Raw genomic sequence first — 13,875 nt, 5'->3', positions numbered from 1 at the left:
GTTTCGCGCGATCGTAGTCTTGATGCGCGAGAACGCCGCCGATCCGTGGTCGGCGAACTCGCAGCGATCTATTTCCTGTCCCGTCCGCCGCGACCGAGCGTACGCTCCAGATCGACGATGCGGAGCGTCGTGCGAAGGATCGTGTCCGGGTTCAGGCTGATCGAATCGATTCCGAGACGGACGAGGAACTCCGCCATCTCCGGATAATCCGAAGGCGCCTGTCCGCAAATGCCGCAATGTCGCCCATTGCGCCGTGCGCCCTCCACCGCCATGCGAATAATGGTCTTGACCCCTTCGTCACGCTCGTCGAAATCAAATGCGACGATTTCAGAGTCGCGGTCGACGCCGAGCGTCAGCTGGGTGAGGTCGTTCGAGCCGATCGAGAACCCGTCGAAGTGTTTCGAGAACGCATCGATGAGCATGACATTGTTCGGGATCTCGCACATCACGTAGATTTCAAGCCCGTTTTCGCCGCGTTCGAGACCAAGTTCGCGCATCAGCGCAATCACTCTCTCGGCCTCTTCGATGCGACGGCAGAACGGGATCATCAACTTGACATTCGTAAGCCCGAGATCCTCGCGCACGCGTTTCATCGCCGCGCATTCGAGCGCGAAGCCTTCGCGATAGGCGGGATGCGCATAGCGCGACGCGCCACGAAAACCGATCATGGGATTGGCTTCGTCACCTTCGAAAACGCGTCCGCCGAGAAGCGACGCATATTCGTTGCTCTTGAAATCCGACATGCGCACGACGACAGGCTTGGGATAGAACGCCGCCGCGATCGTCGCGACCCCCTCAGACAGACGCTGAATAAAGTAGTCGCTCGGGCTCTCGTATTGTGCGGTGATTTTCGCAATCGCCTCGCGCTCACGCGCGTCGAGCCGTTCCGGATGGACCAGCGCCATCGGATGAGCTTTGATCGACTCAGCGATGATGAACTCCATGCGCGCAAGCCCGACGCCGTCATTTGGCAAGGCCGCCAAGCTGAAGGCAATATCGGGATTACCGACGTTCATCATGATATGCGTTGCGGGCTTCGGCACTGTCTTCAGGTTCGTCTTCTCGACCTCGAACTCGATCGCGCCCTCATAGACCCTGCCGACGTCACCCTCGGCGCAACTGACCGCAATCAAATCGCCCGTGCGGATGACGCGCGTCGCCGCGTCGGTTCCGACAATCGCAGGAATGCCGAGTTCACGCGCGACGATGGCGGCGTGACAGGTGCGGCCGCCGCGGTTCGTCACAATGCCCGCGGCCGACTTCATCACCGTGCCCCAGTCAGGCGACGTCGTATCCGCGACCAGAATTTCTCCCGGCATAAAACTCGACAGCTCACTCGCGTGTTCGATAATGCGCGCCTTGCCCAGCGCGATCTTCGTGCCGACAGCGCGGCCCTCTACCTTTAGAGGACCGTGCTTGCGGACCCTGTATTCCTCGACGACATTCCTGTCGCGGCGGGACGCCACGGTTTCGGGGCGGGCCTGAACTATGTAAAGTTCGCCATCTACGCCGTCCTTCGCCCATTCGATATCCATGGGACGGTGAACGCCCGCCTTGGCGCTGTAATGTTCCTCGATGGCGATGGCCTGACCCGCGAGCGTCACGACTTCGTCGTCGGAGATGCAGAATTTCTCTCTTTCCTTCCGGTCGGTCGGCATGTTGCGGGTTGTCATGCGTCCCCGGTCGGAAAAGATCATCTTGATCTTTTTCGGTCCGAGCGTGCGCTTCAGCACGGCGCGCTTGCCTTGGCGATAGGTTGGCTTGAAGACGTAGAACTCGTCGGGATCGACAGCGCCCTGCACGACATTTTCGCCAAGGCCATAGGCGCCGGTGATGAAAACGACGTCCTCGAATCCGGTCTCCGTATCGATCGTGAAGATGACGCCGGACGCTGCGAGGTCCGAGCGCACCATTTTCATGACGCCAACGGAATTATAGACCTTGAAATGGTCGAAACCATTGTCGATGCGATACCGAATGGCGCGGTCGGTAAAAAGACTCGCCAGACAATGCCGGACGGCGTCGATCACGGCCGCTTCGCCGCGGACATTCAGATAGGTGTCGTGCTGCCCGGCGAAGCTCGCGCTCGGCAAGTCCTCCGCGGTGGCGGAGGAGCGCACCGCCACGGTCAGTTCGGCGCCGTATTCCTCTCTCAATTGCGCGAACGCGTCGCGAATATCGGCTTCGAGATCGGGCGGCGGCGCGGCGTCATAAACGATTTGACGAGCCCGCGCCGCGCGCCGCGCCAGATCGTCGACGTCGTCCGGGTTCAGCCCCTCGAGCGATTCCTTCAACGCAGGCCATGCGTCGGCGTGCTCGAGTGTATGGCGATAGGCCTCGGCGGTAATCGCAAACCCGTTGGGAACACGGATGCCTTTCGCAGTCAGCTCTCGATACATTTCCCCGAGCGAGGCGTTCTTTCCGCCGACGAGCGGCACATCGCCAATGCCGATCTGGGAGAAAAAGCGCACGAAGCGGCCGACTCCCGAACGAGCGCTTGTCATAGAGGCGGACGAGACAGGCGATGTGTTTCTTTTTTCAGTCATTGAGGATCATCGATCGTTGGCGGTGGTCGCATGTTGAGCGACTGGCCGAATGGCGGTCGCAGAATGTTAGAGTCTTCAACGCAATTCTGGAAGTTCAACGACAGTCGTCGATTTCGCCTCTCTCGGAAGTGAGGCATTTCGCCGCGCCGCCGCCGGCCCGGCGGGAGTTATTGAATGAGGACGCCCTCGTTGGCGCGCAACAGGACGTCCGATCCGACGGGCTCATTAACCCGATCGCCTAGCGTCGATAACACAATTGTGGCGCTTTCGCACATTGCCGATCGCCACCGCTTCGTGGTGTTGGAGAAATTGAGCGCAACGCAAACGCGCTCATTTTCGCTTCTACGCTCGTAAGCCAAAACGTCATCGTCACTCGACAGAAGTCGCCAGGCGCCACAGTTGACCGCGGCGTGTTCACGCCTGAAGCGGAGCAGTTTTCTCGCGAGAGCGAGGATCGACGTTTCATCGCCGCTCATCGTCGAGACATTTCGCGTTTCGTGATCGGCCGTCAGCGGAAGCCAGGGCTCGCGCGTCGAAAAGCCGGCAAAAACGCTCGCGTCCCATTGCATCGGCGTTCGCGACGGATCGCGGCCGACGCCGAGACCGGGCTCGCGCTTTGCCCATGGATCCTGAAATCGCTCCGGCGGCACCTCCACATGGCCAATGCCGATTTCGTCGCCATAAAAAAGCGTCGGCGTGCCGCGCAATGTCAGAAGCAGCATGGTTGCGACGCGTGATTGCCCCGCGCCGACACGCGCAGCGACGCGGGGCCGGTCATGATTGCTCAACACCCAATTCGGCCAAGCGCCTTTCGGTAGCGCCGCCTCGTAATTCCCGATCAAACGGGCGATCCCCGCAGCGTTCCAGTCTGCATCGAGAAGCTGGAAATTGAAGGGCAGGTGCGCTCCTTTCAAATTGTCGCCATAGTAAGCAACCAGCCTGTCGAGCGGAAGGTAAATCTCGCCGATGAGCAAACGATCCTCGAATTCTTCGACGACTTGTCGAAGACCGGCGATCACCTCATGCACTTCGGGTTGATCGGATGAAAATGTCTGCTTGAAACGGATGATGTCCGGGCCATTTCCCGTCCAGCCGGGATTGACCGGATTGTCTCGAAAGGCAGCATCCTTGATGAGATGCGAAATCACGTCGACGCGGAATCCGTCTACGCCACGACGCAGCCAGAAACGCAAAACCTCGTGCATTGCGGCGCGAACCTGCGGGTTGCGCCAATTCAGGTCTGGCTGCTCGGGCAGGAAGGCGTGGTAGTAATATTGTCGTGTCGCCTCGTCCCAGGTCCAGCCGCTACCGCCAAAATGGCTGACCCAATTGTTCGGAGGCCCGCCATCCTCCGCCGCATCACGCCAGATATACCAGTCGCGCTTCGGATCGTTCCGGGAGCGCTTGCTCGCCAGAAACCATGGATGCGCATTGGAAGTATGGTTGGGGACGAAATCGAGGATAATCTTCAAACCGCGCTGATGCGCTTCCGACAGGAGCGCATCGAAGGCGGCCAGCGAGCCGAACAGCGGGTCGACATTACAATAGTCGGCGACGTCATATCCGAAATCATGCATCGGCGACGGATAGAAAGGCGAGAGCCAGATCGCATCGACTCCAAGCCAGACGAGATAATCGAGCCGCCGACGCACGCCTTCCAGATCGCCGACGCCGTCACCATTCGTATCCTGAAAGGAGCGCGGATAAATCTGATAGATGACTCCCTTTTGCCACCAGGCGAAAGACATGATGCGCTCCCGAATCGTCGATCTATGTTGACGTTATGTTCAGAACGGTCGCCAGCAGATTTTTCCTGTCGGCGTCGAGGCCGACAAGAATTTCGAACTGTCCGGGCTCGATCTTTGGCTTCATGTCCTCGTCCGGAAACGAGAAACTATCCGCGCTCAACGTGAGGGCGACCGTCCTGCTCTCGCCGGGTGAAAATACGATCTTGACCCATCCTTTCAATTCCATCAGCGGTCGCGCGATGCTCGCAACGACGTCGCGCGCGAAGACAAAAATCGTTTCTTCGGTCTCGAACGCGCCGATGTTTTGCGCATCAATCACGATCTCGACGGTCCCATCGGCAGAAATATCGCTTGGAGCGACGCGAAGGTTGGACAGGACGACATGGCTATAGGAAAGCCCATGACCGAAGGGAAAAAGCGGCTCGACGGGGAGATCGAGATATCGGCTTGTGTATCTATTGTCTGCATTCCACGGACGACCCGTCGAACGCGAAGCATAGAATATTGGTATCTGCCCGACCTCCCGTGGCCAGGTGACGGCAAGCCGCGCGCTCGGATTGTATCGACCCGTGAGAACATCCGCGATGGCGTGGCCAGCGATATCGCCGAGGAACCAGGTCGCGAGGACGGCGCGAGCACGTTCGACGAGCCAGCTCACGGCGAGTGGACGGCCCGAGGAAAGAAGCGCGACGACCGGAACTCCCGTCGCCAGAATTCTTTCAGCGAGTTCGCGCTGACGTCCGGGCAAGCCGATCATCGCGCGGCTGGCCGCCTCGCCGCTCATTTTCTCCGCCTCTCCGAGACACAATACAATTACGTCAGCTCCCGCGGCCATATCGCAAGCCGGCGCGATTCCGCTCGCGTCGTCGTCGTCGATGCCTGCGCCCGCGTGAAAAACGACCTCGCAATTCGGCAGGGCGAAACGCAATCCTTCGAGGATCGTGACGCAATCTTCCGCCGCGCCTGCGGAATACCATGGACCCAGCATTTCCGCGCGCGCGTCAGCCAGAGGGCCGATCACCGCTATTCGACGCACATCTGCCGAAAGCGGGAGAATGTCGTCGTTGGACAGCAGCGTGATCGAACGTCGCGCCGCGTCGCGCGCGAGCTCCCGATGCGCGGCTCGGCTGTATTCGCCAGCTGCGATCGAACGAAAGGGATCGTCGAAGAGCCCGAGCCTTTCCTTCAGGAGCAGAACGCGCCTTGCGGCGGCGTCGACGTCAGCCAGATCGACGAGGCCGCGCGCCAGCGCCTCCGGCAGGCGGCGAACATAGGCCATGCTCATCATGTCCATGTCCACGCCCGCCCTTAGTGCAAGCGCGGCGGCGTCAGTGAGATCGCCGGCGACGCCATGTTCGATCAGTTCCGCAATGGCGGTGTAGTCGCTTATTATCACGCCATCGAAACCGAGGTCGCGCCGCAGATATTCGCGCAGCAGGCGCGCATGCGCGGTCATCGGAACGCCGGCGAGGCTGTTGAAACCGGGCATGATTGCCGCGCAACCCGCCTCCACTGCGGCGCGGAACGGCGGGAGATAGATTTCATGCAGCGCGCGCTCCGAAACATCGACCGCCGCATAGTCTCGTCCTGCGGTCGCCGCGCCATAAGCGCAGAAATGCTTGGCGGTGGCGGCGATCGACGTTGGCGCTTCAAGCGCCCGACCCTGAAAACCGCGAATCTTGGCCTCGGCCATTTTGACGGCGACGAGCGGATCTTCGCCCGGCCCCTCCGCAATGCGTCCCCAGCGCGGGTCGCGCGCGACATCGAGCATCGGCGCAAAAGTCAGGCTGACGCCCTCATGCGCCGCCTCGATCGCGGCCACACGCGCCGTGCGCTCCCAGAGCAACGGATCGAACGCTCCCGCTTCAGCAAGTGGAATCGGAAAGATCGTCCGGTGTCCGTGGAGGATGTCGAGGCCGAAAAAAAGCGGAACGCCCAGGCGCGTCCCTTCTACAGCGAGCTTCTGCGCGGCGGCCATCGCCTCGCGCCCCCAAAGGTTGAACACCCCGCCGACGCGGCCCGCCCGAATCTCCGCCGTGGTCTCGACATGGACGACCGGTCCGGTGACGGTCTGCCCCGCCGTCACCAGATTGAGCTGGCCGATCTTTTCCTCGATGGTCATGGACCGCAGAAGCGACTCGACCCGGCTCATGTCTCCCCTCGAACAAATCTCATGATGCAGCGTCCATTTGACCCGACGCGAAAGCCTCGCCTGCGGGGACCGAAGCGGTTTAAACTACCAACCGGATATAGCAGAATTTCACAAGCCAAGATTAAGTCAGCGTCGCGACGCTCTTGTGACCGCTGAACACGGATCGGGAGCCCATGACAAACCGGAACGGCAAAGCGCCGAGGAGCACGGATCAGCAAACGCCGATCAACGGATTCGCGCCATATCTGGGAATGATCCTGGTTGCCTTGCGCGCCGCGCGCGAGAGGGTCGCGCTCTATTGGCTCGGCGGGGGCCTGCTCTTGGTGATTGCCGCAACCGCTTACGGGCAGATCAGGCTCAACGCCTGGAACCAGCCTTTTTACGACGCGCTCGCGCGAAAGGATCTTGCCGCGATCGGCGAGCAGCTTCTCGTGTTCACGGGCATCGCCATCACTTTGCTGATTTTGAACGTCAGCCAGACATGGCTCGTGCAGATGACCAAGCTCAAACTGCGCGAAGGTCTGACGCGAGACCTGTTCGCCCAATGGCTGACGCCCAAGCGCGCATTCCTGATCGCGCGCTCCGGCGAAATCGGGGTCAATCCCGACCAGCGAATCCATGCCGACGCGCAGCATCTCGCAGAGGTGTCCACCGATCTTGGCGTCGGCCTCGTTCAGGCCTCGCTATTGCTGGTGAGCTTCGTCGGTGTCCTCTGGACGCTCTCCGAGGGCGTCACATTCTCTCTCCTCGGCGCGCATATCGACATACCGGGATATATGGTCTGGTGCGCGCTGCTATACGCCGCCCTCGCGTCGCTCGCCAGCTGGCGGGTTGGCCGCCCGCTCGTGCATCTGGGCGCCGAGCGCTACGCTCGCGAATCCGAGATGCGCTTCGCGCTCATGCATGTGAACGCGCATGGCGAGGCGATTGCAATTCATCGTGGCGAGGAGGCGGAGCAAGCGCGCCTGCGGATCGAGTTCGATCGACTTCTCGATGTTCTCCGGCAGCTTGTCACCGCGACGACGAACCTCGCCTGGGTCACGGCCGGCTATGGCTGGTTCACCATCGTCGCGCCGATCATCGTCGCCGCGCCCGCCTATTTTGCCGGCAATCTCACATTCGGCGGACTGCTCATGGCGGTCGGCGCCTTCACGCAGGCGCAGCAGTCGTTACGCTGGTTTGTCGATAATGCGGGCGTCATCGCCGACTGGCGTGCGACATTGTTTCGCGTCGGAAGCTTCCGGCAGGCTCTGCTCGACATCGATGCTTCCGCCCCAGACGCGGCGCGCATCACATTCACATCAACCTCCCGGGACCGACTGCTGCTGGAGAATCTGGAGCTCTATTCGCCATCGGGCTCTACGCGCCTCGACGAATCTCATATCGAAATCGCACCCCAGGATCATGTGCTCGTCATAGGCGAGCATGGCTCCGGCAAGACTCTGCTGTTCCGGGCCATCGCGGGATTATGGACATCGGGACGCGGGAACATCAGCCTGCCGCCGGCGAACGCCGTCTATTTCGTCCCAAAGCGGCCCTACATCGCCGATCTCGCCTTGCGAGACATTCTCTCTTATCCGGCTTCATCGAGCGATTTCTCCGACGAGGAATACGTCGCCGTTCTGACACGCTTCGGCCTCGCGCATCTCGCGGGCCAGCTCAATCGAATCCCCCATTGGGAAAAGGAGCTGACGGACGCGGAGCAGCAGGGCCTCGCTTTCGCGCGCGTCCTGCTGCACAAGCCGCGCTTCGTCATTGTCGACGAGGCGATCGAGTCGCTTTCTCCCGAGGCGCGCCGCACTCTCTTCAAGGTTTTTGCGGACGAGCTGGCGCATGCCGCGCTCGTCTACATCAACGGGCCGCAGGCGCAGGACAGGTTTTTCGACCGCGTCCTGCACCTGAACTTGACGCCGCGCGGCGAGCGCCAGACGGTCGTGAAGGGCTCCGCATGACCCCATTCATAAGAATTTGCGGGACGCTTTTCGCACTACCCAAGTCAAACCGCATCGTTCCGTAAGCGACACACGCAGCGCGTCTCTGGACATTCGGCGCTGCGACGAGCGACTGCGCGCGCATGATGCATATCAAATCGGCAATCCGCCGAACCCTTGATCGACTTATTACGCGCCCGGAAAATATGCACGATCATATGATATTGTTTTCAAATATACTTCCAACCTGTGGAACCATGGCGCCCGAATTGCAAAATCTGATCGACTGACGTCGGCTGCGACGTCAACCGGTCCACCGACGGGCCACTCAGCATCGCCGCTGTTCTGAACGACGCCACATGGGCGCGCCTTCAGACCGCGGCTTTTTTATTGCCGTTCGACGCGCCGCAAATGCGGTGAAAGCGCGAAATTCGGGGGTGCGAAATGAGGAACAACGCGATCATTGATCCGCAGACAATTCGGCGCCGCTCGAGCATCGCCGCCGTCGCGATATCGGTCGCAGCAACTGTAATTGCTGCATCTGGCGACGCCCGTGCGGACAAGGTCGCCACGAAATCGTCGAGCGCACCCGCGCCGGCAGCGCCGCCGCCTCTGCCCCCGGCGCCGCTCGGCGTCTTCGGCGCCGACATGGCGCCCGCCGGTAAACTCGTTCTGTCCATCATTCCGCAATTCGCAAATCTCTCTACGTCACTTATCGGAACGCGCCCCGTCTCGTCGCAGGAAATAGCGGCGACGGTTCCCTATTTCTTCAACCCGACTCAAAAACTGCGCCTCGTGCCCCAGAATGCGGCGGTAGCGACGCAGACGGTCGCGCTCGCCTACGGCGTAACGAAGGAGCTCTCCGTTGTGTTCACAGCGGGCATGATCGAGCGAAATCTCGACATGCTGACCTTTCGCGGCCTTGCCGGAATAATCCCCCGCGGCATGAGCTACACGGGAACGACGGGCCTGACCGACTTCACCCTGTCGGGCATTTACAGGATCTATCAGGATCCCATACATCGCATCCAGTTCAATGCAGGCGTTACATTCCCCACGGGCAGCAACACCAACACCTTCACATTGCTTCAGCCCGACGGAACTTACGCGACCAACCGCGCCTTCTATGCAATGCAGCCGGGAACGGGAACCTTCGACGTCATGCCCGGCGTGGTCTACGCCGGACACCTCGAAAAATGGTCGTGGGGCGTTTCATATCGCGGTCGCTTTCCGATCGCCGCCAATCGCCAAGGCTATCTGTGGGGCGATCTGCATGAATTCAACGGTTGGGGAGGCTACACCTGGATCCCGGGTCTGACGACCACTTTTCGCGTCAACGCGAGCATACAGGGCCCAATTCGCGGCTACGACCCGAACATTCGCGGGCGCGCGCAAGCCGCCAACCCGAATTTCTATGGCGGCGAGCGTATCGAACTGTTCGGCGGCGCCGTCATCAGCGGCAAATTCGTCGGTTACGAAAATGTGACGCTCGCCGTCGAGGCCGGCGCGCCAGTCTATCAAAATCTCAACGGCCCGCAGCTCTCCAAGAACTGGCAGGCGGGCATGGCCTTGCGATGGAGGATCTGACGGTTCTGCGCATTCGAGGCTCGATGGACGCCCGGTTTTGCAACAATATCCCTCATTGAAGGATGCTCACGATGTCTCTCGCGAATGCGCGGCGCCGGTTTGACGTCATCAGCTTCATGACCGCGCCTTGCGACCGGCAACAACGCGCGCAACGCGGCGCCGTTCTTGCAGACGCATGGTGGTGCGTCTGGATGATCGTCAAGGGCGCGCTATTCACAGGCGGCTTCATTCTTGGGGCCGTTGCAATCATTAAAGGTCTGGACGCGTTTCTGGACGAACTTCACTGACGAGAAAGGATGAAGGCGCCGCGATGCGGCGTCTTGTTCCGTATTCGCGCCGCGACTACAACACGAACAGATTATGGCTGAGCGCAGCAAAGCCCCTCTCGCGCAGACCACGCCGGACACCGCACTTGAAAATCGTCATAGTCGATGAAAGCCCGATCCGCGCCGCCATCCTCGAAGAAGGACTGCGCGAAGCCGGGTTTACGGAGGTCGAGCGCCTGTCCGAAATGCGCAACCTCCTGCAACGGATCTACTCCATAGATCCGGACGTGATTCTCATCGACCTCGAAAATCCCTCCCGCGACGTTCTGGAACAGATGTTCCAGGTTAGTCGTGCCGTGCGCCGTCCGGTGGCGATGTTCGTCGATCAGAGCGACGCCGACTCGATCCGCGCCTCTGTCGACGCCGGCGTCTCAGCCTATATCGTCGACGGACTGAAAAAGGAACGCATCAAATCGATCCTCGACCTTTGCGTCTCGCGATTCAATGTCTTCTCCCGTCTTCAAGACGAACTCGAGCGGGCAAAATCCGACCTAGAGGAACGAAAGAAGCTCGATCGCGCCAAGGGAATTTTGATGAAAGCGAAAGGCCTGTCGGAAGACGCAGCCTATAAACTGATGCGCGGAACGGCGATGCGCGAGAACAAGAAGATCGCTGAAATCGCCCAGGCGATCATCACTGCAGCGGAGCTGTTGAAATGAGCGGCGCAGCCAGGCCGTTGCGAATCGGTTTCATCCCACTGGTCGACGCGGCCGCAATCTTTGTCGCCTTCGACAAAGGCTATTTCGTCGACGAAGGACTGGATGTCGAACTCGTAAAAGACGTCTCGTGGTCGAACATTCGCGACAAGCTGGCGATCGGCGTCCTGGACGCAGCGCATATGCTTGCGCCCATGGCCATAGCGTCGAGCCTGGGCTTTGGGCATTTCAAGACGCCGCTCGTCGCGCCGATGAACCTTGCGATGAATGGAAACGCCCTTACCGCCACGGCGACGCTGCATGCACAATTGCGAGAAGCGGTTGACGGCAATATCGTCGACCCGCTCGTCACCGCCCGCGCCTTGAAAAAAGTGGTCCGAACCCGCAGCAAGCGGGGGCAGGAACCCCTGACCTTCGCAATGACGTTTCCATATTCGATGCATAATTACGCGTTGCGTTACTGGATCGCAGCCGGCGGTCTCGATCCCGATCAGGATCTTCGACTCGTCGTTCTGCCCCCACCCTATATGGTCGACTCTATCCGGCGGGACCAGGTCGACGGCTTTTGCGTCGGCGCGCCATGGAGCTCGGTCGCTGTCGACGCCGGCGTTGGTCAAATTCTGCATTTCGGTTGCGAAATTTTTTCGCATGCGCCTGAAAAAGTTCTCGCATTGCGCGAAGCCGACGTCGACGCAGACCCGTCCGTAGCGCTCGCCCTGACGCGCGCGCTCGCAAAGGCCGCCCTTTATGTCGCTGAGCACGAAAATCACGCTGAAATATCAGCAAGCATGGCCAGTCCGGACCGGCTGGGCGTCGATGCGAATTTAATTCGTCGTTCCCTGGAAGGAAAATTGAAGCTGGACGCATCCGGCGCATCCCGATCGGATGACGATTACCTCGTCATCGGCAAGGGCGGGTCTGTGCGCCCCGATGTGCGTCAGGCCGTTTGGATCTATGCGCAAATGCTGCGCTGGAAGCAGGGATCATATTCTCAGGAACATGTTGCCGCCGCACAACGCGTTTTCCGTCCCGAACTCTATGACTCCGCCCTTTACGGCCGTCACTCATCTCCGCCGACCGGTCTCGCCGCGGTCGATCCAATTGGGCCTTTTGACGGCGTCTCCACCCCGGATGATTTGCGCAATTACCTCGCAGCCTTCGAGGTGGGCTGCCGGATCTGATCGAAGCCATGCGCGGCGCCTGCGCACATATTTTCGGAATGACCCCTCTCTGGGGCTGTCACACCTTATCTAAATGCGCAATCAACAACAAACTGTTGATTTCTGCCTGGATTTGACCCGGGGAAGGAGAATTTTCTGCTGAGAATTGACCCATGTTTTGAACCCGCCCTGGCTGTTTTCAGCGGGGGTCAACGGAGTGATAGACATGGCGTTGTTGAGCGTTATTCGCCGCTGGGCGTTGCGGGACCAGCTTTCGATCCGAGAGATTGCGCGTCGGACCGGCCTGTCGCGCAACACGATCCGCAAGTATCTGCGCGCGGGAACGGTCGAGCCGAAGTTCAAGGTTCCTGAGCGCCCGAGCAAACTGGATGCTTTCGCCGACAAATTGGCGGGATGGCTGAAGACGGAAGCGGGTAAGCCGCGCAAGCAAAAGCGCACGATCAAGCAATTGCATGCAGATCTGATGGCTCTTGGTTTCGACGGCTCCTATGGCCGCGTAGCCGCCTTTGTTCGCGACTGGAAAGCGGATCGACAAAGAGAGCAGCAAACGACTGGTCGTGGCGTCTTCGTGCCGTTGGCTTTCCAGCCGGGCGAAGCGTTCCAGTTCGACTGGAGCGAGGATTGGGCGTTCATCGGCAATGAGCGGATCAAGCTGCAAGTCGCTCACGTGAAGTTGTCATACAGCCGCGCCTTTTTCGTTCGCGCCTATCTTCTTGAAACCCACGAAATGCTGTTCGACGCGCATTATCATGCGTTTCGGGTGTTCGGCGGCGTTCCACGGCGTGGAATTTACGACAACATGCGCACCGCGGTGGATCGCGTTGGCCGCGGCAAGGAGCGCCAGGTCAACGCCCGCTTCTCGGCCATGGCCAGCCACTATCTTTTCGACGCAGAGTTCTGCAATCCGGCCTCCGGCTGGGAAAAAGGCCAGGTTGAAAAGAACGTGCAGGACATCCGCCATCGGCTCTGGCAGACGATGCCGCGCTTTCCGACGCTGAATGCATTGAATGACTGGCTGGAGCAGCGTTGCATCGAGCTTTGGCGCGAGACGCCACATGGCGGCCAACCGGGAACGATTGCCGACGTCTGGGAATGCGAAGCGGCGAGTCTGACGCCGTTCTCTCGGCCCTTCGACGGCTTTGTCGAATATAGCAAGCGCGTATCGCCAACGTGCCTTGTTCATCTGGAGCGCAATCGCTACAGCGTGCCCGCGTCCTTCGCCAATCGACCGGTCAGCCTGCGCGTTTATCCCGAACGCATTGTCGTCGTCGCGGAAGGGCAAGTGCTTTGCGAGCATGCGCGGCTGATTGATCGTTCGCATGATCGCCAGGGGCGGACGGTCTATGATTGGCGGCATTATCTGGCGGTGATCCAGCGCAAGCCCGGCGCCCGGCGCAATGGCGCGCCCTTCGTCGATCTGCCGGAAGGCTTCAAGAAGCTCCAGCAGCATCTGCTCAAACATCCCGGCGGCGACCGGGAAATGGTGGAGATTCTCGCTTTGGTTCTCCACCACGACGAGGAGGCGGTGCTGTGCGCCGTCGAGTTGGCCTTGAACGCCGGCGCGCCGACAAAGACGCACGTTTTGAACCTGCTGCATCGACTGGTCGACGGCAAATCCCCGATCACATCGACGGTGGAGCCGCCGCAGGCGCTGACTTTGACCCAGGAACCGCGCGCCGACGTCGAACGCTACGACGCGCTCCGCCGCGAAGAAGCGCCGCAGGAGGCGCGCTTTGCGTCATGATCCC

9 protein-coding genes are annotated in these 13,875 nt (G+C 60.4%); 6 read left to right on the top strand and 3 right to left on the bottom strand.

Annotated elements, in window-relative coordinates:
- Positions 1-68 precede the first annotated feature (68 nt).
- From ppsA to MET49242_RS20660, 3 genes are all read right to left on the bottom strand, one after another.
- Entirely contained in the window at positions 69-2,504 is a 2,436-nt protein-coding gene (gene ppsA / locus MET49242_RS20670) for a phosphoenolpyruvate synthase (RefSeq protein WP_036285759.1), read from the bottom strand.
- A 209-nt stretch (positions 2,505-2,713) separates the two neighbouring features.
- Positions 2,714-4,294 carry an alpha-amylase family glycosyl hydrolase gene (locus tag MET49242_RS20665; protein ID WP_036285758.1) on the bottom strand — a complete coding sequence of 527 codons (1,581 nt, stop codon included), beginning with the start codon at positions 4,292-4,294 and terminating at the stop codon, positions 2,714-2,716.
- 22 nt (positions 4,295-4,316) lie between these two features.
- A complete protein-coding gene (locus tag MET49242_RS20660; protein ID WP_036285757.1) occupies positions 4,317-6,446 on the bottom strand; it encodes a glycoside hydrolase family 3 N-terminal domain-containing protein in 2,130 nt (709 codons plus the stop codon).
- A gap of 173 nt (positions 6,447-6,619) precedes the next feature.
- Between MET49242_RS20660 and MET49242_RS20655 the strand changes: the two genes are divergently transcribed.
- The 6 genes from MET49242_RS20655 to istA all read left to right on the top strand — a co-directional run bounded on the left by MET49242_RS20655 (position 6,620) and on the right by istA (position 13,871).
- On the top strand, positions 6,620-8,398 hold the full coding sequence (locus tag MET49242_RS20655) for an ABC transporter ATP-binding protein/permease (RefSeq protein ID WP_051134365.1): 1,779 nt from the start codon (positions 6,620-6,622) through the stop codon (positions 8,396-8,398).
- A gap of 423 nt (positions 8,399-8,821) precedes the next feature.
- The gene (locus tag MET49242_RS20650; RefSeq protein WP_051134364.1) at positions 8,822-9,964 is read left to right on the top strand and encodes an alpha-amylase; all 1,143 of its coding nucleotides are present in this window, start codon (positions 8,822-8,824) and stop codon (positions 9,962-9,964) included.
- Positions 9,965-10,035: 71 nt separating this feature from the next.
- Entirely contained in the window at positions 10,036-10,251 is a 216-nt protein-coding gene (locus MET49242_RS20645) for a hypothetical protein (protein ID WP_144259729.1), read from the top strand.
- A gap of 125 nt (positions 10,252-10,376) precedes the next feature.
- On the top strand, positions 10,377-10,949 hold the full coding sequence (locus MET49242_RS20640) for an ANTAR domain-containing response regulator (protein ID WP_036285755.1): 573 nt from the start codon (positions 10,377-10,379) through the stop codon (positions 10,947-10,949).
- On the top strand, positions 10,946-12,127 hold the full coding sequence (locus MET49242_RS20635) for a CmpA/NrtA family ABC transporter substrate-binding protein (RefSeq protein WP_036285754.1): 1,182 nt from the start codon (positions 10,946-10,948) through the stop codon (positions 12,125-12,127). The genes MET49242_RS20640 and MET49242_RS20635 overlap by 4 nt, the downstream gene beginning before the upstream one ends.
- A 205-nt stretch (positions 12,128-12,332) precedes the next feature.
- On the top strand, positions 12,333-13,871 hold the full coding sequence (gene istA / locus MET49242_RS20630; protein WP_144259728.1) for an IS21 family transposase: 1,539 nt from the start codon (positions 12,333-12,335) through the stop codon (positions 13,869-13,871).
- Positions 13,872-13,875: the final 4 nt, after the last annotated feature.

Source organism: Methylocystis sp. ATCC 49242 (genome assembly GCF_000188155.2).
Taxonomy (GTDB): domain Bacteria; phylum Pseudomonadota; class Alphaproteobacteria; order Rhizobiales; family Beijerinckiaceae; genus Methylocystis.
Note: the sequence above shows the minus strand (reverse complement) of the source record. Positions and strands in the feature narration are given on the sequence as shown.

Coding starts and splice junctions, on each gene's coding strand:
- ppsA (WP_036285759.1), bottom strand. CDS start 2,504: ATGACAAGCGCTCGTTCGGGAGTCGGCCGCTTCGTGCGCTTTTTCTCC.
- MET49242_RS20665 (WP_036285758.1), bottom strand. CDS start 4,294: ATGTCTTTCGCCTGGTGGCAAAAGGGAGTCATCTATCAGATTTATCCG.
- MET49242_RS20660 (WP_036285757.1), bottom strand. CDS start 6,446: ATGAGCCGGGTCGAGTCGCTTCTGCGGTCCATGACCATCGAGGAAAAG.
- MET49242_RS20655 (WP_051134365.1), top strand. CDS start 6,620: ATGACAAACCGGAACGGCAAAGCGCCGAGGAGCACGGATCAGCAAACG.
- MET49242_RS20650 (WP_051134364.1), top strand. CDS start 8,822: ATGAGGAACAACGCGATCATTGATCCGCAGACAATTCGGCGCCGCTCG.
- MET49242_RS20645 (WP_144259729.1), top strand. CDS start 10,036: ATGTCTCTCGCGAATGCGCGGCGCCGGTTTGACGTCATCAGCTTCATG.
- MET49242_RS20635 (WP_036285754.1), top strand. CDS start 10,946: ATGAGCGGCGCAGCCAGGCCGTTGCGAATCGGTTTCATCCCACTGGTC.
- istA (WP_144259728.1), top strand. CDS start 12,333: ATGGCGTTGTTGAGCGTTATTCGCCGCTGGGCGTTGCGGGACCAGCTT.